Annotated in this window: 16 protein-coding genes; 12 read left to right on the top strand and 4 right to left on the bottom strand. The window is 27.5% G+C overall.

Annotated elements, in window-relative coordinates; all coding sequences use genetic code 11:
- Window positions 1-6: 6 nt before the first annotated feature.
- The 3 genes from bpSLO_RS01610 (at window position 7) to bpSLO_RS01600 (ending at window position 4,956) form a co-directional block, all read left to right on the top strand.
- The gene (locus bpSLO_RS01610; RefSeq protein WP_025407439.1) at window positions 7-900 is read left to right on the top strand and encodes a 1-acyl-sn-glycerol-3-phosphate acyltransferase; all 894 of its coding nucleotides are present in this window, start codon (window positions 7-9) and stop codon (window positions 898-900) included.
- Between the two features lie 15 nt (window positions 901-915).
- Window positions 916-3,777 carry a periplasmic flagellar collar protein FlcA gene (gene flcA / locus bpSLO_RS01605; protein ID WP_025375357.1) on the top strand — a complete coding sequence of 954 codons (2,862 nt, stop codon included), beginning with the start codon at window positions 916-918 and terminating at the stop codon, window positions 3,775-3,777.
- Between the two features lie 63 nt (window positions 3,778-3,840).
- Window positions 3,841-4,956 carry a vWA domain-containing protein gene (locus tag bpSLO_RS01600; protein ID WP_025375356.1) on the top strand — a complete coding sequence of 372 codons (1,116 nt, stop codon included), beginning with the start codon at window positions 3,841-3,843 and terminating at the stop codon, window positions 4,954-4,956.
- Between the two features lie 20 nt (window positions 4,957-4,976).
- Here the strand turns inward: bpSLO_RS01600 and bpSLO_RS01595 are convergent, their stop codons facing one another.
- Entirely contained in the window at window positions 4,977-5,351 is a 375-nt protein-coding gene (locus bpSLO_RS01595) for a hypothetical protein (RefSeq protein ID WP_025375355.1), read from the bottom strand.
- A 95-nt stretch (window positions 5,352-5,446) separates the two neighbouring features.
- Complete coding sequence (locus bpSLO_RS01590; protein WP_025407440.1) at window positions 5,447-6,568, bottom strand: LysM peptidoglycan-binding domain-containing protein; 1,122 nt, start codon at window positions 6,566-6,568, stop codon at window positions 5,447-5,449.
- Window positions 6,569-7,170: 602 nt separating this feature from the next.
- Here bpSLO_RS01590 and bpSLO_RS01585 point away from each other — a divergent pair.
- The 5 genes from bpSLO_RS01585 (at window position 7,171) to bpSLO_RS01565 (ending at window position 12,744) form a co-directional block, all read left to right on the top strand.
- A complete protein-coding gene (locus bpSLO_RS01585) occupies window positions 7,171-8,178 on the top strand; it encodes a hypothetical protein (RefSeq protein ID WP_051480051.1) in 1,008 nt (335 codons plus the stop codon).
- 328 nt (window positions 8,179-8,506) lie between these two features.
- Window positions 8,507-9,547, top strand: coding sequence for a BMP family ABC transporter substrate-binding protein (locus tag bpSLO_RS01580; protein ID WP_025375352.1), 1,041 nt, complete (start codon window positions 8,507-8,509; stop codon window positions 9,545-9,547).
- 3 nt (window positions 9,548-9,550) lie between these two features.
- A complete protein-coding gene (locus bpSLO_RS01575) occupies window positions 9,551-11,008 on the top strand; it encodes an ATP-binding cassette domain-containing protein (RefSeq protein WP_025375351.1) in 1,458 nt (485 codons plus the stop codon).
- Window positions 11,005-11,937: an ABC transporter permease gene (locus bpSLO_RS01570; RefSeq protein ID WP_025407442.1), complete on the top strand. Its 933-nt coding sequence runs from the start codon at window positions 11,005-11,007 to the stop codon at window positions 11,935-11,937. The genes bpSLO_RS01575 and bpSLO_RS01570 overlap by 4 nt, the downstream gene beginning before the upstream one ends.
- Entirely contained in the window at window positions 11,938-12,744 is an 807-nt protein-coding gene (locus tag bpSLO_RS01565; RefSeq protein ID WP_025375349.1) for a membrane protein, read from the top strand.
- Here bpSLO_RS01565 and bpSLO_RS01560 read toward each other — a convergent pair.
- Both bpSLO_RS01560 and bpSLO_RS01555 read right to left on the bottom strand, forming a co-directional pair.
- Entirely contained in the window at window positions 12,731-13,405 is a 675-nt protein-coding gene (locus bpSLO_RS01560) for a tetratricopeptide repeat protein (RefSeq protein ID WP_025375348.1), read from the bottom strand. The two genes, bpSLO_RS01565 and bpSLO_RS01560, sit on opposite strands and share 14 nt — an antisense overlap.
- Window positions 13,402-14,448 carry a polyprenyl synthetase family protein gene (locus bpSLO_RS01555; protein WP_025407444.1) on the bottom strand — a complete coding sequence of 349 codons (1,047 nt, stop codon included), beginning with the start codon at window positions 14,446-14,448 and terminating at the stop codon, window positions 13,402-13,404. Before bpSLO_RS01555 ends, bpSLO_RS01560 begins: the two co-directional genes overlap by 4 nt.
- Window positions 14,449-14,502: 54 nt before the next feature.
- Here bpSLO_RS01555 and bpSLO_RS01550 point away from each other — a divergent pair, with 54 nt between their 5' ends.
- From bpSLO_RS01550 to recN, 4 genes are read left to right on the top strand one after another with little or no spacing between them, the layout of a single operon-like run.
- Entirely contained in the window at window positions 14,503-15,096 is a 594-nt protein-coding gene (locus bpSLO_RS01550) for an SAM-dependent methyltransferase (protein ID WP_025407445.1), read from the top strand.
- A 27-nt stretch (window positions 15,097-15,123) separates the two neighbouring features.
- Window positions 15,124-15,648, top strand: a complete 525-nt coding sequence (locus bpSLO_RS01545) for a chemotaxis protein CheW (RefSeq protein ID WP_038447909.1) — start codon at window positions 15,124-15,126, stop codon at window positions 15,646-15,648.
- On the top strand, window positions 15,638-16,474 hold the full coding sequence (locus bpSLO_RS01540) for an NAD(+)/NADH kinase (protein ID WP_025375344.1): 837 nt from the start codon (window positions 15,638-15,640) through the stop codon (window positions 16,472-16,474). The genes bpSLO_RS01545 and bpSLO_RS01540 overlap by 11 nt, the downstream gene beginning before the upstream one ends.
- A gap of 46 nt (window positions 16,475-16,520) precedes the next feature.
- Window positions 16,521-18,185 (top strand): DNA repair protein RecN, encoded by a 1,665-nt coding sequence (gene recN, locus bpSLO_RS01535; RefSeq protein WP_025407447.1) that lies wholly within the window; start codon window positions 16,521-16,523, stop codon window positions 18,183-18,185.
- The last annotated feature ends 12 nt before the right edge of the window (window positions 18,186-18,197 follow it).

Raw genomic sequence — 18,197 nt, 5'->3', positions numbered from 1 at the left:
AGTTTTATGTTTATACGTAATGAGAGTTTTAATAAATATTTTAAAGGTATTGAGAATGAATTTTTTAGTAGGTTTAAAGCTATTGAAAAGATAAATTATTTAAATAATTCTTATCATGAAGCAGATTCTGTTAGTAGGAGTTTGGTTGATACAATGATTAAAAGACTTCTTAAGAATAATTCTACGATTGTTGGTATTCAAAATATTTTAAAGCTTTATGAAAAATCTAAATCTGGCAAGTCTTCAATTATATTAATGGAACATTATAGTAATTTTGATTTTCCTTGTTTTCAGTTTTTGCTTAATCAAATGGATTGTAAGGAAGTTTCGGAACATATTGTTCCTATAGCTGGTGTTAAACTTTTTAAAGATAATTTATTAATTAAAACTCTATCTTTAGGTTATAGTGTGATATTTATTTATCCTCCACATGCATTTGTTGGCGTTGATCATGAAACGCTTAGGGAGCGACGGGTTTTTAATGCTAATTCTATGAGATGTATTGCAGATAAAAAGAGTAGTGGTTATATGATTCTTATTTTTCCTACGGCTACAAGATATAGGAAAGGTAGGCCTGAGACTAAAAAAATAATTTCAGAAATTTCAAGTTATTTTAAGCTTTTTGATTATTTTATAATGGTTGGTGTTAACGGGAGTATTCTTGAAGTTTCATTAAATGAGGATATGTCTTGTGATGTTTTTAAAGAAGATACTCTTGTTTATAATGCAACAGAAATATTGGATATACTTGAATACAAAAATTTAATTTTAGAGCAGTTAAATCAAGAAGGTTTAGAACCAACAAAAGAAATTTTGGGTTCTAGAATTGCTGATGATTTAGAGAAACGTTTCGAGGTTCTTCATGAAGAGGGAGCCAAGATATATAGTAGTTTGATTTAGGATTTTTATTGTAATATGCCAGATATAGAGAAAATAAATAAGTTTAAAAGAGAATTATTAGATAATATTTCCGATGAGAGAGCTCAAAAAGAACGTTTTGGCATTAAAATGGATATTGAACCTCCTAAAGATGGGGAGTCTATTGTTCCTTGGGAAAAACAGGAAGAAGTTTTTGATTTAGAAGAAGAACCTGGTGATGAGCTTGATTTAGATGCTATGCTTGATGATCTTGATAGTGAGGAAGAGCAGAAGGATGGATCTAATGAAAATGATATTGCAATTTTAAAAGATTCTAAAAAAGTAGACATTGATCCTGAGTTTAATGATTTAGATAATGATTTTGATGTTTTAAGTTCTAATCTTGAAGAAAATCTTGAAAAAGTTCTTGATGATAATTCTATTAGTTTAGACGATGCTATTAATTTCGATTTAGATAATAATGCTGATAATTTGCAAAATTTAGATATAGAGAGTGATTTGGATTCAGATTTATTAAATTCTGATGAATCTGTTGACAATGGGATTGATGCTAATAATTTGAGTCAGAAATCTCTAAATGATAATAATGATGATTTTGATCTTGAAAATATGATTAGTGGTCTAAATGAATCAGATGAAACAAGTGATCGTTTAGAAATGCCTGACAGTGATGAATTTTTTTCTAATGAAAATTCTGAAAATCTTAGTGATGGTGAAGAGGATAAATTGTCTAATCTTTCAGATGATTTTGAATTTTTGGAAGATGACCAAAAAGAACCTTTAGGTAAACATAATTTTAAAGTTAATTATCCTTTATTTTTCAAGCATTTAGATTCTTATCCTAGAAATTTGAGAATTGCTATTGCTGAGGCTTTAATGCTAGAGAATGTCTCTAGGTACAAAATTGAAGCATTAATTGATCTTGTTGAACAAAATAAAAAAGGGCTTAAGTTTATTGCTAAATTTGTTGGAGACATTGTTGGGCGTTCTGTTAAATTGCCTGTTATGTATTATAAAGCAGAGGAATGTAGCAAACTTGAAAAGAAATTTAGCTATAGACTTTCTAAAGCTTTAACTCCAATCTTTAAAATTGCATCTCTTTTTGTTATTTTGACCTTTTTGTCTTTTTATTTTTTAGTTGATGTTATGTTTTTTTATATTGCCTCTGATAGAAAATATAAAGAGGGAATATCATACATATATGAGAATAAGAGAGATCTTGCTAAAGCTATTTTTAGGGATGCATATTATATGAAACCTAACAAAAAGTGGTTTTTAACTTATGCTAAAGTTTTTGAAGATGTAAGAGATTTTGATAGTGCTGAGGAAAAATATGAAGAATTATTTACCATTGATCCATTTTCTGTGGGTGCTTCTAAGAGAAGACGTAAAAATTTTGATAGGGATGGGTATATATCTTATGCTTCTATGAAAATGAGGCTTGGTGAGTATGCTGATGCCAATGCTATTTTAGATGAGGTTATATCTTATTCTATTTATGATTATGAGGCATTAATGGCTAAGGGTGATAATTATTTTCAGTGGGCGCAAAGAGATCCTGCATATTACAAAGATAGCATTAATAATTACACTATTTTGCTTTCAAAATATGGTCATAAAAAGGAAATTTTGTTTAAGCTTTTTAATGCTTACATTGAGGCTGGTGCTGAGAAAGAAGCTGAAGATGTAAATGCTTTTATTAAGGTAAATAAGGAATTAGATATTGATGAAGTAGTTTATACTAAATATGTTAAGAAATTGATAGATAAATATGTTGAGTTTACAGTTTATAATAAAAGAATAAATGCTCTTTCTAGAAATTTAAAATATTTCAGTGCTCAAATGAACTTACTTAATAAAGAATTTTCTAGTTTTAAGGCAGGTAATGGAAAAAGCATTTCTAATACTTTAAATGATATTAATCTTAACTCAGAGATTGAATATATTCTTAGAAGAATTTTATTCAAAAATCCTGACTACGATAAGGCTCTTTTTGAGAGTGGTAGATATTTTTATTATATGGGTGATCTTAAGAAATCAGAAGGGTATTTGTTAACAGCACTGAATAGTTTTAGACAAGAAGATTCAATTAAAAATTCTTATGAAAAGATTGTTGCTTATAGAATTTTGTCAGATATTTATGAGAGGAACAATGATGCTCTTAAGGCAAGTAATATTGTTAGTCTGGCTTTAAATGATTATGATTTTTATAAAAAAAATGGTCTTGTTAAAAGCTCTAGAGAGCTTGCTTTAATTTATGAAAAGCAGGGGGATATTCTTAGGACTTTAAATGGTTTTAAAGCAGCTATATCTTCTTATGAAATGGCAATAAATGAAGGAGTTAATTCTCCAGATGTTTATTACAAATTAGCATTGCTTAATTATAAGGAAAATAATTATAAAGATGCATTAACTTATTTATTTAGAGTTCAAAATATGTCCGGATTTGCAAATAGTAATAAAGTTTTAAACTCAATTGCATCTGTTCTTTACAAGATGGGTGATTTTGAGGCTGCTAGGAGTTATTATTTAAGAGTATTACAGAATTTGGAATCAGAAAAGTCTAGCATTTTAAGTTTTAAACCTCAAGGGAATGATCATCATAAAGCTTTATTGATAAAAGAAATTGAAATTTACAATAATCTAGGAGTTGTTGAGATAAGAGCATCTCTTGGTGATAGGATTGAATCTGGTGTTGTTAGAAATAATAATCTTTTTGATTCGGGGATTGCGAATTTGACTGAATCTTCTAGAATATTTGATCTCTTAAATCGTGATGATGATATGGTTAAGAGTGTTAAAAAAGATCTTGCTAGTTTAAATCTTAGAGGTATTTTTAAGAATGATTTTATTGGTTCTAAGATTTTATTCTATGATAATTTGGCTGATAATCTTTAGATTATTTAGTGTTTTGTTAGTTTTAAGGCATATAAGGGTGCCTAATAACGTGTAAGGATTTATATGAAAAAAGCTTACTTTATGATTTCCTTATTTATTGTATTTAATTTATTTTCTTCAATGAATGATCACTTAAGTATTAATATTGATGATGTATATGTTGAGGCTCATGAAGATGGGTTTCATCTTTTTATAAGAAAAAAGCCAAATATTAAATCGGTTATTTTAACTGAGTCTTTTGAAATCCCAGATAAGAGTAAAGACGTTTCTACTTATTCATTTAGAACCTTGGAGTATAATAGAATTAATGGGGATGAGATTAGAATTTTAAATGGTAGAGTTATTCAAAATAGACGTCTCTTATCATTAACATCTTCTACACCTGTTAAAAATAGAAGGTTTGGACAAGCTTTTCATATCTTAATACCTAAAAAGTTGAGATACGGTTTTCCTAATTTTTCGACAAGGAGTGGTGATATCGATTTAGAAGTTCTAAAGAGAAAAAAAGATCCTTTTTGGTTTTCAATTAGAACTTTTGAGAAAAAATATAATGATTATTTAGGTCAGTATAAGGATAATGCTTATGAATTATTCTTTGGAGAGATTCAACGAGAAAGTACAATTGAGAATAATGATTTAAAAAAAGAATTCTCTAGATTTGCAGATGATGTTGTTGTTGCAAAAAGAGGACTTGATCTTGTTGATAAGATAAAAAACATTCTAGAAGAATCAGAAGATCCGCTTGCTGATTTAGATCTTGTTTTTGTTATTGATGTGACTGATAGTATGAAAAATCATATCGAAATTTTAAGAGAACACCTTTTCTCTATGATAGAACCGCAATTAAGTCAATATAGATCTTATAGGGTGGGTTTTGTATTTTATAAGGATTATCTTGAAGATTTTTTAACAAGATCTTTTGATTTTAATAATAAGGAATATTTAAATAATGTTCTTGAAGGTATTAGTGTGGGTGGTGGGGGAGATTATCCTGAGGCAGTATTTGAGGGAATTAATTCTGCTGTTACTCAATTTGATTGGCAAGCAGATAATAGGTTTATTATCGTATTGGGTAATGCACCTCCCCATGAATATCCTCGAGGACCTATAGTTTATGAGGATGTCATTAGATCAGCTAAGGAAAAAGATATTACAATTTATGGAATATTACTTAAGTAGTGGTTTGTATTGATTGTGTATTATGATTTATTTTTTTGTTGTTTTTTTATCTTTTCTATTATCTTTTGAGATAAGGGAAGAATCCATTTAGGTATTTGCACATTAGATTGTATTAATTCTTCAAAGAGCTTTTTTGCTGTGTTATTTTTATTTGTCACATAATATATGAATGCGATTTCATACTTTCCTATGGCAACGATGCTTTCATTTTCTTTATAATTTTCAATCATTTTTTCATATATCTTTAAAGCAGATTGATAATCGTTAACATTTGTTGCTTTTTGAGCTTCTCGTAGGTAAATGCTGTACGGAGTGTCTTTTGTAAGTTGTTTGTTTAAGTGGGCTACTGTATAGCAGGAAAAGAATAGGATACTTGTTAGTAATAGTTTTTTCATTTTTGATTCTCTTATTTTGTAAAAAAATTTGTTTAGATTAATTTTATTAGATATAAAAAAAGAAAACAAGCATAAGCTTATTTTCTTTTTTTGTTTTATTTAGAAGGAATTATTATTTTCCAATTTTCATGTATTAAATCTGGATTCTGGATTTTTTGTCTATTTGCAAACCAAATTTTTGGCCATAGATAAGGGTCGTTGTACAATTTCTTAGAAATACCCCACAATGTGTTTCCGATTTTAATTATATATAACTCTTTACTTGAGTGACTTTGATAGGCTTTTAGATATCTTGCAGAATCTAAGAATAATTCATTTGCAAGTCTAAGATTGTTAAGATTCTTAGCTTCAAGTCCTTGTTCCCATAATTGTCTGGCTTTTTCAATAAGCTGGAGTGTTTTAAATTTATTTGGGTCTGGAGTTTTTACTTCTTCAGTTTTTTCTTCATAAGCAAGTACTAATGAATCCATTTGTCCAAGTAAGTAAGTTTCGTCTTGTGGGTTTAAAAGATTTATGCGTTCACCTTTATCCTTAAGAAGCGCTCTTCCATTCCATGGTGATGGTTTAATGAGTTTATTGTTTCTATAAACGGGGAGTTCAGAAGCAGCTTCCAATGCTTTTAATTGTTTATACATTCTCTCTTCCGTTTCTTTAAGAGCTCTTGCTTCTTTTGCCTTTTTAGCAGCTTGTTGTGCTTTATTAAATGTTTTACTATACATTCCAAGAGAGCTTTCGATATCATACATTTTATATTTTCTTGCTGCTTCAAAATATAAGTTATTTACTTCGTCGATTTCTAATGGGATCCATATGTATGCTTCATTAGCTTCAGCATCATTCAAGTATTTTTCAATGTTTTCTTTCAAGTAGTTTATTTGTTCTTTTTTTTCCGTTGTATCTCTTGCGATATTTCTGTACCTTTCTAATACTTTTAGGGCAATTTCATTACCTTCTTTAATCTTTCCCTTTGCAAATTTTTCGTGCATTTCTTTTTCAATCTTTTCAGTCTCATTAAATTCTTTAGAATAAAAAAGATTTCCTCGTTCTCTTAGGACTCCGTTTTTTATATCTTCAATGTCTCTTTTTATATCCCCAGTTTCTTTAGTTGAAATTTTGGAGTTTGCATTCTTTGTATCCTCTGGCGGGGTCTTACATGAAATTAAGAAAAGAGCAAATACAGATAACATTAAAAATAATAATTTGCTTTTTTTTATCATAAATACATCCTTCTTATGTGATATTGACTACATAAATTAAGAACTTTGCTTTTTAGACATTAATTCTTTTATCTTTGCATAAAGCCTCTAATTAGTATATTATTACACAATTTAACATTATACAATTTTTTTACTGTATAACTGTATATATTAAGTTCCATTTTTATTGTATCAATACTCTAACCCTTGCCTTTAGTATTTCTTAGAAATTTTAGCATCTCCACATGTTCTTTCTTCTGGTGGAGTTTCACATGAAATTAGGGAAAGAGCAAATACGAATAACATTAAAAATAGTAATTTGTTTTTTTTCATAATAAGTACATCCTTTTGACATAAGATTGACTACATAAATTGTAGCTTTATTACGTTTTAGGTTCTTTAAAAGAACAGGCTTAGTATAAAATATTATTTTTATACTTTCTTGAAAAGTATAACGTATTTTTCATTTTTGTTAAAGTTAGTAAATTTCTTTAAAAAAGATATAATTAAGCTTATAAGGTTTGAAAAAAGAGGAAAATTTGATTGTGAAATCATATGTTATTATCCTTTTACTTTTATTATTACAAGTGACATTATTCTCTCAAGTAGCGTCTATTAAAGAAATGGAAGGACAGATTAATATTATAAGGAATGCTATTCCTGTTAAATTAAATTTGGGAGATGAAATTTTTGAATATGATTTTATTGAAGTGGGAGATAATTCTAAAATTAAAATAGGTTTATATGGGATAAATGGTATTGCATCAGATTTAACCTTATATTCTAATACCCATAGTCTTATTTGTTATTCTTCTCTTAAAGATATGCAGGATGCAAAAATATATTTATTTAAGGGGAGTTTAGAGGTTGTTATTTATGAGGTTGTGCAAGGTTCTTCATTTTCTGTAGATTTAAATAATTATTTTTTTATGACAGATGCTCCTGCAAAATTTTATGTAAATTGTGAATACTTTAATAATTATTTTGTTAGTGTTTTTGATGGAGTTCTTAAACATTATAACAAGGATGAGTATTGGATTTCAGGAGGCACTAGTATTTTACTTTGGGATAATAATTCTTTTTTATATAAAACCAGTGATTCTGTATCGCAAAATGTAATTGAAAATTTAAAAGAAATGTCTCGTAAAAATTTTGTTTCTCTAAATAATAGTCGTTTAACTTACATATTTTTAAAATATATTGAAGATAGTTTTAGATTTGATTTTGTATATGATTATTTAGTAAGAGATCCTAAATTTAATACCATATATTCAAAGTGGAGTTTAGAAGATAAAAATTATACCTTAGGGAATAGAGTTGACATGATAAATTATGTCAATTATTTAAGAGGGCGTATAGGTATTCTTTTTAATAATTTTATTTATTTGGCCAATGTGTTTTTCTTTATAGAAGATATCGTTAAGCATTCTTCTAATGTGTTTGATAAAGTTAACATCCATGGGGCTATTTTAAAATATTTGAAAGGTTATAAAAAAAATCGCTCGTCTTTAACAAAGAAGTTTTTTAAAACCGTTCATTCTTTTAAAATGTATTTAATTCGTACAAATGGTGATATTCCTAGTAATTTAAGTATTAATGAATTTTATTTGTTAAAACCTAGAGAGTTTTAATTTTGATAAATGTTGTGATTGTGAAGTATTGGTAAAAATTCCTATCTTCAAGATTAATAGTTTTAATTTGATTTAGGCTATTTCTTGCATTGAGTTTTTGTTAATAAGTTTCTTGTTATATTGATCCAATGCTGGTTTTTTTAAGCAATTTTAAGCAAAAATCGGATATAGAATTGGACGTGATAGAGGCTTTTATGGTATCTTTTTACAAAGAAACTTTTTTGAAAAAGTTGGTATATTGTGCGTTTTAGGTTTTTGATTTTATGCCATTTTGTTCTCGTAGTATCAAGTTTTATTTTATTTTATGAGAAAAAGGTGTTTTATTTCTGTGAGTAAAGCTCTTTTTTTTAGGATTTTTTGTGTTTTTGTTTCACTAATTTGTTTGTTTTTATTTGTTTATATTAATTTTTTTAGAATTAGAGAACCTAAATCTTCATCTAATAGAAAAATTGCATTATTTATTCCTGGAATCATTAGTGGTTCTCCTTCTTATAAAGCAATGTATGATTTTTTAATTGAATTTAAAAAAAATAAAAGTGATATTGAGATTCGGTTGTTTGAAGCTGGGTTTAATCAGCGTGAATGGATAGAATTACTTGAAAAGTTATTAAATTCTAACAATTATGATTTTTTGATAACGACAAATAATGCAATGCAAGGAATTATTGATAGGGTTTCCCCAAATTATCCTTATACTAAGTTTTTGATTTTTGATTCTTTAGTTAAAAATACTAATCCACAAGTGTATTCACTCTCTTATAATGTTGCAGAAGAAGCTTACATATTGGGTTATTATGTGGGTTTATTTTTAAAAAGTTCTAATTTATATAATAAAAATGTTGCCTTGATTGCTGGACAAGAATATCCTGTTATGAATAATTATATTTTTCCTTATTTCAAGAATGGAATTAGAGATATTTTAGATTCAGAAGTGTTCTTTAGAACTTTAGGAAATTGGCATGATAGCAATAGAGTAAAAGTTTTATCTGACTCTTTAATTTTAGACTTAGGAGTTTCTGTAATTCTTCCAATTGTAGGTACAGCGATTAAAGGAGTTCTCTCATCAGTTCGTGAGCATGGTGTTTTTGCTGTTCTTTTTGATGGTGAAGATTATTTGAATAATAAAGATAATATTATTGGTTCAGGCGTTACAAATCAAAGATTTTATTTAGAAAAAGTTTTGGGAAAAGCCCTTAAAGGGGAGCTTAAATATGGAACTTATAAGGTCCTTGGCTTTAGAGAAAGGGGGGTTTCATTTAATTTGTTGAATAAGTTTTATTTAGAGAATACCAATTCAAAGATTAAAAAAAGACTTGAGGATAAAATAAAAGAGATGAATAATACTGAGATCAAAATAAATTTAGAATAATTTATGGTAGAGTTTAAAAACATAGTAAAATCTTTCCCAGATATTGAAAAACCTATTCTAGATAGTGTTAATTTAAGAATTGAGGAATCTAAAATCTTGACTGTAATTGGGAGAAATGGAGAAGGTAAGAGTACCTTATCAAAAATTATAGCTGGATTTATTCGTTTTGATAGTGGTGATGTATTTATAAATAATATTAGGCAAAAAAACTGGAATGTGGATGTAGCAAAGAGTAATGGTATTTATATTGTGTCCCAGATTCCAAAACTTGATATGAACTTAAAAGTTTGGGAATATCTTAGTATTTATTGGTTTGATTCTCAATTTTTTATGCCAATGAATAAATCCCATACCTATAGATATTATAAATGGCTTAGGCAATTTTATAATATTACTTTTGATCTAGAGACTAGAATACAAGATTTGAATATTAAAGAAATCTATTTTTTGCTTATTATTTCTTCCCTGAAAAAAAATGCAAAGATTATTATTTTTGATGAGAGTGTTTCTTATTTTTCTCAAAAAGAGGCTAAAGAGTTTATTAAATTGCTTCAAGCCCTTAAAAGAGCAGGTATTACTTCTCTTTTTATTACGCATAGAGAGATTGGCAATGCCATAAAATTTAGTGATGAATTTATTATTCTAAAAGAGGGGAAGTGTTTTAGAACGACAAATAAAGAGATAATACTTAGTAAGCTTGAAATTCCTGCTGATAAGTTTATTTCTATGAGTATTAAGCGTGGTGGGCCAAATAAGGATTTTATAAAATTTAATTTGTTTTTTGAAGATTTTTGGAAGTATGATATTAGTTTTTCTTTGAAAAAAAGAGGAGTTTTAGGAATTATTGCAGAAGAGGCAGTAATAAAAACATGGGAAAAATTATTCTTAGGCGAGATTCCATTTGTAGGATGTATAAAGATGAATGGGCATAGATATGAATATATTAATTTTTATGAGCTCAAAGCTGGTTTTTTACCTTTAGGAATTGGTAATTTATTTTCTGATAATATGACTATATTGGATAGTTTTTTGGCCAAAATAATGAGTTTTGAAAATGAAATTTTTATTAAACAGTCTATTATTAATGATCTTAAAAAATTTTTTAAAAGAGACATGGAATATTGTGATAGTAAGATACTAAAGACTTTTTATTCTAAGTCTTTATCATTCTCTGGAGGAACTTTAAAAAAACTTGCTCTTTTTAGAGAAAAATATATTACAAAGAGTTTTTTAATTTGTTTTTCACCTCTTAGTAATTTAGACTATAGAGCATATAGTGAGACATCTAATTTTATTCGTAATTTTTCTAATGAAAAGCCTGTACTACTAATTACTCCTAATTTAGATGAATTACTGCTTTTATCTGATGATGTTTTGGCAATAAAGGCTGGTGAGGTTGTATTGAGATTGAAAAGAGAACATATCAACAAAGAGGCTTTAAAGGAAATTTTGTTTATATGAGGGCATTTAGAAGAGAATATATTTTGTTAATATTTTCACTGAGTGTGTTGAGTATTAGCTATTTTTTTGATGGTTTTTTTAGTTTTTCTTATATGAAAGTGATGTTGTGGAACTTTATGTTACTCTTATTAATTGCTACAGGAATCTCAACTTGTGCTAGAAGTAATAGTTTGACTCTTGGCGATGAGGGTCAAGTTTATTTCGGAGCATTTTTATCATATATATTTTGTGAGTTTTGTGGACTTACATACTTTAATTTTATATTAATAATAATTTTAAGCTCATTTTTAGTTGGTGTTATAGGAATTATTCCTTTTTTACTGACCTTTTTTTGTGGAGTAAATGGGATGCTTACAGGTCTTTTAATGTCTTATGGAAATCAGAGATTAGTTGATGGTTTTATATCAAAGCTTGTAGGCTCGAATGGACTTTTAAATCAGACAAAAAGTATTGATAAGATATTCGCTATTGATACTGTTTTTCCATATTTGCTTTTATTTAGTATTTTGGTTTGGGGGTGTTATGTATTTATTCATAAAAGAACTATTTTAGGATTAAAACTTGAGATATTGAGTGATAGAAAGCCGTTAAGCAAATTTTTCGGTATTAATGAATTTAAGTATAAGTTTTGTACGGTATTTACCAGTGCTTTTTTAAATGGTCTTGTGGGTTCAATATTTTTAATTTTTTTTAAGAATTATTTATTTTTAGGATTAACCGCCGGGATTGGTTGGAATGGATTTGTTGTTGCTGTAGTTTCAGGATTTAATTATATGTATGTATTATGTTTTAGTTTGTTTTTTGCAATGCTGAATGAATTTAATAATTATCTTAAAATAAATTATTCGTTTAAATTTGAATTTATTGGTTTATATCAAGCTATATCGATTTTTATTTCATTGTTTTTAATTAATTCGGGTAAAAAATAAATGTTTGGTATTTTTTTACATTCTATAGTATTTGCATATTTAGCTCTTGGAATTCTTTATGCTGAGAGAGTAGGACTTCTAAATATATCTATTGAAGGAATTTCTTTTTTATCTGTTTTCCTAACATCTTTTTTTATTTATTTGGGTTATGGAATATTTGCTTCAGTTGTTATGATGATTTTTATCAGTTTGATCTTTGGTTTTTTTTTATCTTTTATTGTAATAAATGGTTATAACATTTTTATAACGGGTATAGGAATTAACATATTGTGTTATTTTTTAGTTAGGGTTTTGATGAAAGCTAATTTCAATTTTATTCCAGGATTTAGTTTAAATATTTCCAATAATTTTGCTATTATTTTTTTTGTTATATTTTTTTTCGTTTTTTTAAGTTTTAGTATTTATATACTAAATTATTCAAGAGTTAGAGTAGTTTTTGAGTTTATTCGTTCGAATGATTATGAAAATATCTTAGGTGAGCGAACTAGTAATTACTTTAAATCTTTTGCTATTTTTGTATCCGTAATCTCGTCAAGTATTGCAGGTTCATTTCTTGCTATCAATTTTAATGTTTATTCTTATGATTTGGGGTTAAATAATGGGTGGCTTGCTATTTGTATACTGTATATTGCATTTGCAAATCCTTGGCTCATTTTCCCAAGTGCATTTTTGATGATATTTATTGAATACGAGTTTTTTAATTTTCAGGATTATGTTAATTCTTATTTTGCCCTTTCGTTGCCCTTTTATATGGCTATATTAATTAATATATTTGTTTCACTTTTTAGAAAAACTAAACTATTTTAGCAATATCATTTATCGAATTTTTGAGCTTTTTTAAGGCCCGAATTTGTAATTCTAAATCTTTGATTTTAATTTTATTAAATTTATAAAAGGGCATTTGTTTGATGATATCTAAATTATTTAGAAATATTGTAAATATGGTGTCATCATATGTTTCTATTTGGAAAAGAGTATTTATTATCAGATTAAATATTAAGTCTTCATCTTGTATGAAATGATAAAATCCTTTTTTTAAAATAGTATCAATTAATATGTATATATTAGTATTTAGTAGTTCTTTATTATCTTGAATAAAATGCATTATATAGTCCATTGAGTTTCTTGATTCTCCTATGAGAAAATATGCCCATGAAATATCAAGATAATTTTTTGTATCTTTAAAATCAATTATTTGTAGATAAATTTTTGTTTGTTCGATTGCTTGTAACCAGTTATTCATCAAGTATTCTAATTCTGCAATCAGTAAATATGCATCAACTTGTTTTGGATCTGTATTTATAATTTGCATTAATAATGCTTTGGATTGATTATATTCCTTTAGCTCTTTGAGTACCATTGATTTTGTATAAAGTTCATCTATTTTATTGATATCTTCTGTAGGAATTGTTGCATAGATAGAAGTAATGATATTTATCCAGACTAGCATTATTGCATATTTTTTCATAAATTTTCCTCTTTGATTTTCTTTACAATGTCCATTATCATATCTTTATACTTGTTAATCAATGCGTATGAATTTAATTCTTCTATAAATTTATTAAGGTATGACATTGCAAGATTTGCAGAATTTTGAATAGCATTTGATGAGTTAATCATATTGCTAAATTTTAATATTTCTTTTTTTGATTCATTTATAGATTTATTTTTAATTGCGCTTAATTCTTGAATGATTTGCTCATCCAATAGTTTTTCTTTTAAAAAGTATATTATGGGCAGACTTTTTTTTCCTTCAATTAAGTCATCTCCAAAATCTTTGCCGTTAATTCCATCTTTAATATTTTTGATATCGTCTATTATTTGGAAACAGGTTCCAAGTTTTAGGAATGTGTTGTAAAGATTTTTTGCTTTATTTTCATTGTTTGTAAGTATGCCGGCTAAAAATCCAGCCATGCCAAAAAGGCAACTTGTTTTAAGTTCTACTAAAGATATGTATTCGTCAACGTTTGGAATATATGTTCCATTATGTAATGCGATATCAATTCCTTGTCCTAGGTGAAGATTTGAGAGTGTTGTGAAAAAATTTTCATAAATTAATAGTTTTTGACTTTTTTTTAATTTAGAAGTTTGCATTAATTTTGCAGGCAGAAAGTAAATTAAATTTGCTGTATTAATACTGTTATCTAATCCGTAAATTAAGTGAATAGCAGGTTTACCCCTTCTTTTAATGGCCCCATCTTCTATGTCATCAATAATTAAACTTCCAGAATGAGGTAATTCAATTAGCATGCTTAGTTTGTATAGATTTTCAGTATTTTTTTTATTATATCCTAATGCATATGCTAGTAAAATCATTAGCATTGGTCTTATTCTCTTTCCCCCTCTATTTATTATTTCAATAGCTGGGGCTTTAATTGTCTTTATTGTGTTTTTTTGTATATTAAGTTTTAGCTTTAAATCTTTGTCTTTAAATAAATTGAGAAAATGGTCTTGTGAGAATATATTATTAATATTTTTTTCGATCTTATCTAAAAATGATTTATTTTGCATAATAATAATTATAATAAAAAGTATAATGGATTGAGTGTATTGCAGAGCATTGATATGTATAATGTTTTTGATGAATATTCACGAAGAGCTAAAAAAGAAGGATATCTTGCTAGATCTGTTTATAAATTAATAGAAATTGATAAGAGATTTTCTTTGTTTCCTTCTGGCAATATATTGGATATTGGAGCGTCTCCTGGCAGTTTTTCTCAATATGCTTATGGCAATCTTAAAGATGGGGTGCTTGTTGCAGTTGACCTTAATGATATAGATCTTAATTTTACTAATAATTTTTATTTTATCAAAGGTAATATATATATCGATGAGATTTGTCAAAAGATAGAGACTTTTGCACCTTATAGTTTAATTATAAGTGATGCAGCTCCCAAGACTACTGGTAATAGATTAGTTGATACAAGTAATTCTTTTAATTTGAATATGAGAATAGTTGAATTGGCGTCTAGAATTTTAGTAAAAGGTGGTAATTTATTACTTAAGGTTTTTCAAGGAGGCGAGGAAGAACAGCTTTTTTATAAGCTTAAGAGTTATTTTAAGATTGTCAAAAAAATTAGACCTAAAGCTGTGCGGAAGAATTCCTTTGAGATTTATTTTTTATCTAAAGATTTTATTAAGTTAGATACAAATATTTAAATTATTTAAGGGTGTTGGGATGTGTTTATGAAAGAAAAAATTATGGAAAAAAAGTCTCATTTGCAAGTTGCATGTTTTAAGATAGGCAAAGAGAGTTATGGGGTTGCAATAGATCACATTAGGGAAGTAATTAAAGTACCTTTGGAAAGTATATATGCAATACCCAATGTTCCTGATTATATTACGGGCATTTATAATCTTAGAGGGAGTGTTATCCCTTTAATAAATTTAAATATTAGATTTAAAATTCCTTCTGTTTATGTAACGGAAGAAGATAAACTTTTAACAGGTTATTTAATAGTGAATATCAAAGATAAGCTTTTAGGAATATTTGTAGATAAAGTTCTCAAGGTTATTAGCTTTGATACATCAAAGGTACAAGAACCTCCTGCGACCTTGCAAACTTTGGATAGAAAATACATATCTGGTGTTGTTAAAATTGAGAATGAGGAAAATTTTGAGAGTGATTATTTAATTTTAATTGATATTGAACGGATATTTGACAAGAGTGAATTTGCAAGGATTCCATATAAGGAGAATAATGAAGAGTAAGGTTCTCATTTACGTGAATTATTCAAATTTAGATGCCGAGGTTCTTGCTTGTGAAATACAAAAATATTTAGAACATAAATATGGTGTTTTAAGCTTATTTGCAGGAATTGATAAATCTTCAGAGGTGTTAACTGAGGATAATTTGATTCTTGCAATAACTTTGGGTGGGGATGGTACGGTTTTATTAGCTAGTAGCTTGCTTTTGAAGAATGATATTGATATTCCAATTATTTCAATAAATTTAGGCAAGGTAGGATTTTTAGCAGACATAAAACCTATCGATTTTAAAGAAGTCATAGATAAGTTTTTTGATAATTCTTTAGTTATTCATAGTAAATATTTACTTAGTATTAGTGCTTATGATAATGGAAATAATGTGTTTACCAAATATGCTTTAAATGATGTAATTATTCGTTCTAGTGTGATTAATAAGTTGATTTATGTAAATCTTAGGGTTAATTCAGAAGATTTTCTCTCATATAGGAGTGATGGAATAATATTTGCAACTCCTACAGGTTCAACCGGATATTCTTTCTCAGCAGGTGGATCTATTTTAGAATCAGATCTTCAGGCTTTTATCTTAACTCCTATTTCTCCACATTCTGTTTATAATCGTTCCTTTATTTTTTCAAGCGGGAGTAAGCTTTCTCTTTCATTTCAGAAAGGGCATGTGTTAAACTCAGCATCAATTTTCGTTGATGGCATTAATATTGGTAAATTTGGGGTTAATATTATTTTTGAGTTGGGACTTGATAATAAGAGTTTACGTTTTGCATCATTTTGTACAGATACTTTTGTTAGGAGACTTAAAAATAAGTTATTATAATGTATGGCGTTTTATAATATAGATATAGCTTGTTTTGAAGTTTTGTATGTTAGTTGAACTTTTTGTAAAAAATTTTGTTTTAATTAAAGAGCTTTCTATTAAGCTAAGTACTGGTTTAGTAGCGCTCACAGGTGAGTCTGGAAGTGGAAAAAGCTTATTATTATCATCGATTTATTATTTATTTGGTGGAAAAATTAAAAGTAATATAATTATTAGTGGAGAACAGGAATGTGTTTTACTTGCCAAGTTTAAGGTGAATAGTGATGTTAGAGATTATTTGTCTTCTAAAGGTATATTAGCATCAGATTTTATTATTATAAAAAGAGTAATTATATTTGAATCTTCAGAGACTCTTTTGAGTAATTATTATATTAATAATGAACCAATTTCTAGTACCATATTAAAGCCAATTTTTAATATGTTGATTGAGGTACATTCTCAAAATCAACAGTATTTAATTTTGAGGAATCCTTCAAATAATTTGAAGATTTTGGATAATTATGCTAATTTAAATTCTCAATTGGAAAAATATAGATTAGTCTATGAAGAATATATTCAATATTTAAATGATTATGATGATTTTGTTTCGAAAGAGAAATTGCATAAAGATAGTAAAGAAGAATGTGAAAAAATAATTGATGAGATAGATTCTTTTAATCCTAAAATAGGTGAAGAAGAAATTTTAAAGACTAGGTTAGATGAGCTTAAAAATCATGAATCTTTATGTAATGCTCTTTCAAGCTTAAAGAGTGTTTTGAGCTTGAATAATAATATTTCTGCTTTAAGTGAGATAAGGAAGGTAATTTGTGATGCTGAGTATCTCTCAGGAGTGAACAATAATTATTTTGAACTTGAAAATCGTCTTAAGAGTTCTTACTATGAGCTTGAAGATATTGGTCAAGCTTATAGTAGGTATCTTTTTGACAAGACTTATGATGAGAAGGAAATTGAGTCAGTAGAGAATAGGTTATATGCTCTCTCTCGTCTTCGCAAAAAATATGGACCAAGTCTTGAGGATGTCATAGTATTTAGAAAAAGGTGTGATGACATTATTGATTTGTCACTTAATTTTGAGACTGAAAGATTAGGTAAAGAGCAAATGTTAAATGATTTGTTTGATAGAGTGAAAAAATTGGCATTCGATATCTCAAGCCTTAGAAAGGCTGCTGCTTTAAGATTTGCATCTGGAGTAACTGAGATTTTGCATAAGCTTAATATGGGTGATGCAGAGTTTTTTGTGTCAGTCTCTGAAGGGAAAATCAAATCAACGGGTATAGATGAGGTGGAATTTTTAATTTCTAGTAATACTGGGCTAAAAGCCCAACCAATTTATAGAATTGCATCTGGGGGTGAGCTTTCAAGAATAATGTTGGCTATTAAGAGTGTTCAAAATGTTGATGAGAGTAAGCTTATCATATTTGATGAGATTGATTCTGGTATAGGGGGTGAGTCTGGTATGAGTTTGGGTAAGTATTTAAAGGGATTGTCAGAAAATATGCAAATATTTGTTGTTACTCATCTTGCTAATATTGCAAGTCTTTCAGATTATCATATTTTGGTAAAAAAGGAATATATTGAAGATAGGACTTATGTTCATGCTTGTTTATTATTGGGTAATGATCGTGTTTTAGAGGTTGCTCGCATGCTTAGTGGAAATGTTAATGATATTAGCTTTCAACATGCAGAAGAGCTTTTAAAAGGTAATAATTGATATGAGTGGGTA

The organism is Borrelia parkeri (assembly GCF_023035815.1).
Taxonomy (GTDB): Bacteria; Spirochaetota; Spirochaetia; order Borreliales; family Borreliaceae; genus Borrelia; species Borrelia parkeri.
The sequence above is the reverse complement of the archived record's forward strand: the minus strand, read 5'-3'. Positions and strand labels throughout refer to the sequence as shown.

Coding starts and splice junctions, on each gene's coding strand:
- bpSLO_RS01610 (WP_025407439.1), top strand. CDS start 7: ATGTTTATACGTAATGAGAGTTTTAATAAATATTTTAAAGGTATTGAG.
- flcA (WP_025375357.1), top strand. CDS start 916: ATGCCAGATATAGAGAAAATAAATAAGTTTAAAAGAGAATTATTAGAT.
- bpSLO_RS01600 (WP_025375356.1), top strand. CDS start 3,841: ATGAAAAAAGCTTACTTTATGATTTCCTTATTTATTGTATTTAATTTA.
- bpSLO_RS01595 (WP_025375355.1), bottom strand. CDS start 5,351: ATGAAAAAACTATTACTAACAAGTATCCTATTCTTTTCCTGCTATACA.
- bpSLO_RS01590 (WP_025407440.1), bottom strand. CDS start 6,568: ATGATAAAAAAAAGCAAATTATTATTTTTAATGTTATCTGTATTTGCT.
- bpSLO_RS01585 (WP_051480051.1), top strand. CDS start 7,171: ATGGAAGGACAGATTAATATTATAAGGAATGCTATTCCTGTTAAATTA.
- bpSLO_RS01575 (WP_025375351.1), top strand. CDS start 9,551: ATGGTAGAGTTTAAAAACATAGTAAAATCTTTCCCAGATATTGAAAAA.
- bpSLO_RS01570 (WP_025407442.1), top strand. CDS start 11,005: ATGAGGGCATTTAGAAGAGAATATATTTTGTTAATATTTTCACTGAGT.
- bpSLO_RS01565 (WP_025375349.1), top strand. CDS start 11,938: ATGTTTGGTATTTTTTTACATTCTATAGTATTTGCATATTTAGCTCTT.
- bpSLO_RS01560 (WP_025375348.1), bottom strand. CDS start 13,405: ATGAAAAAATATGCAATAATGCTAGTCTGGATAAATATCATTACTTCT.
- bpSLO_RS01555 (WP_025407444.1), bottom strand. CDS start 14,448: ATGCAAAATAAATCATTTTTAGATAAGATCGAAAAAAATATTAATAAT.
- bpSLO_RS01550 (WP_025407445.1), top strand. CDS start 14,503: ATGTATAATGTTTTTGATGAATATTCACGAAGAGCTAAAAAAGAAGGA.
- bpSLO_RS01545 (WP_038447909.1), top strand. CDS start 15,124: ATGAAAGAAAAAATTATGGAAAAAAAGTCTCATTTGCAAGTTGCATGT.
- bpSLO_RS01540 (WP_025375344.1), top strand. CDS start 15,638: ATGAAGAGTAAGGTTCTCATTTACGTGAATTATTCAAATTTAGATGCC.
- recN (WP_025407447.1), top strand. CDS start 16,521: ATGTTAGTTGAACTTTTTGTAAAAAATTTTGTTTTAATTAAAGAGCTT.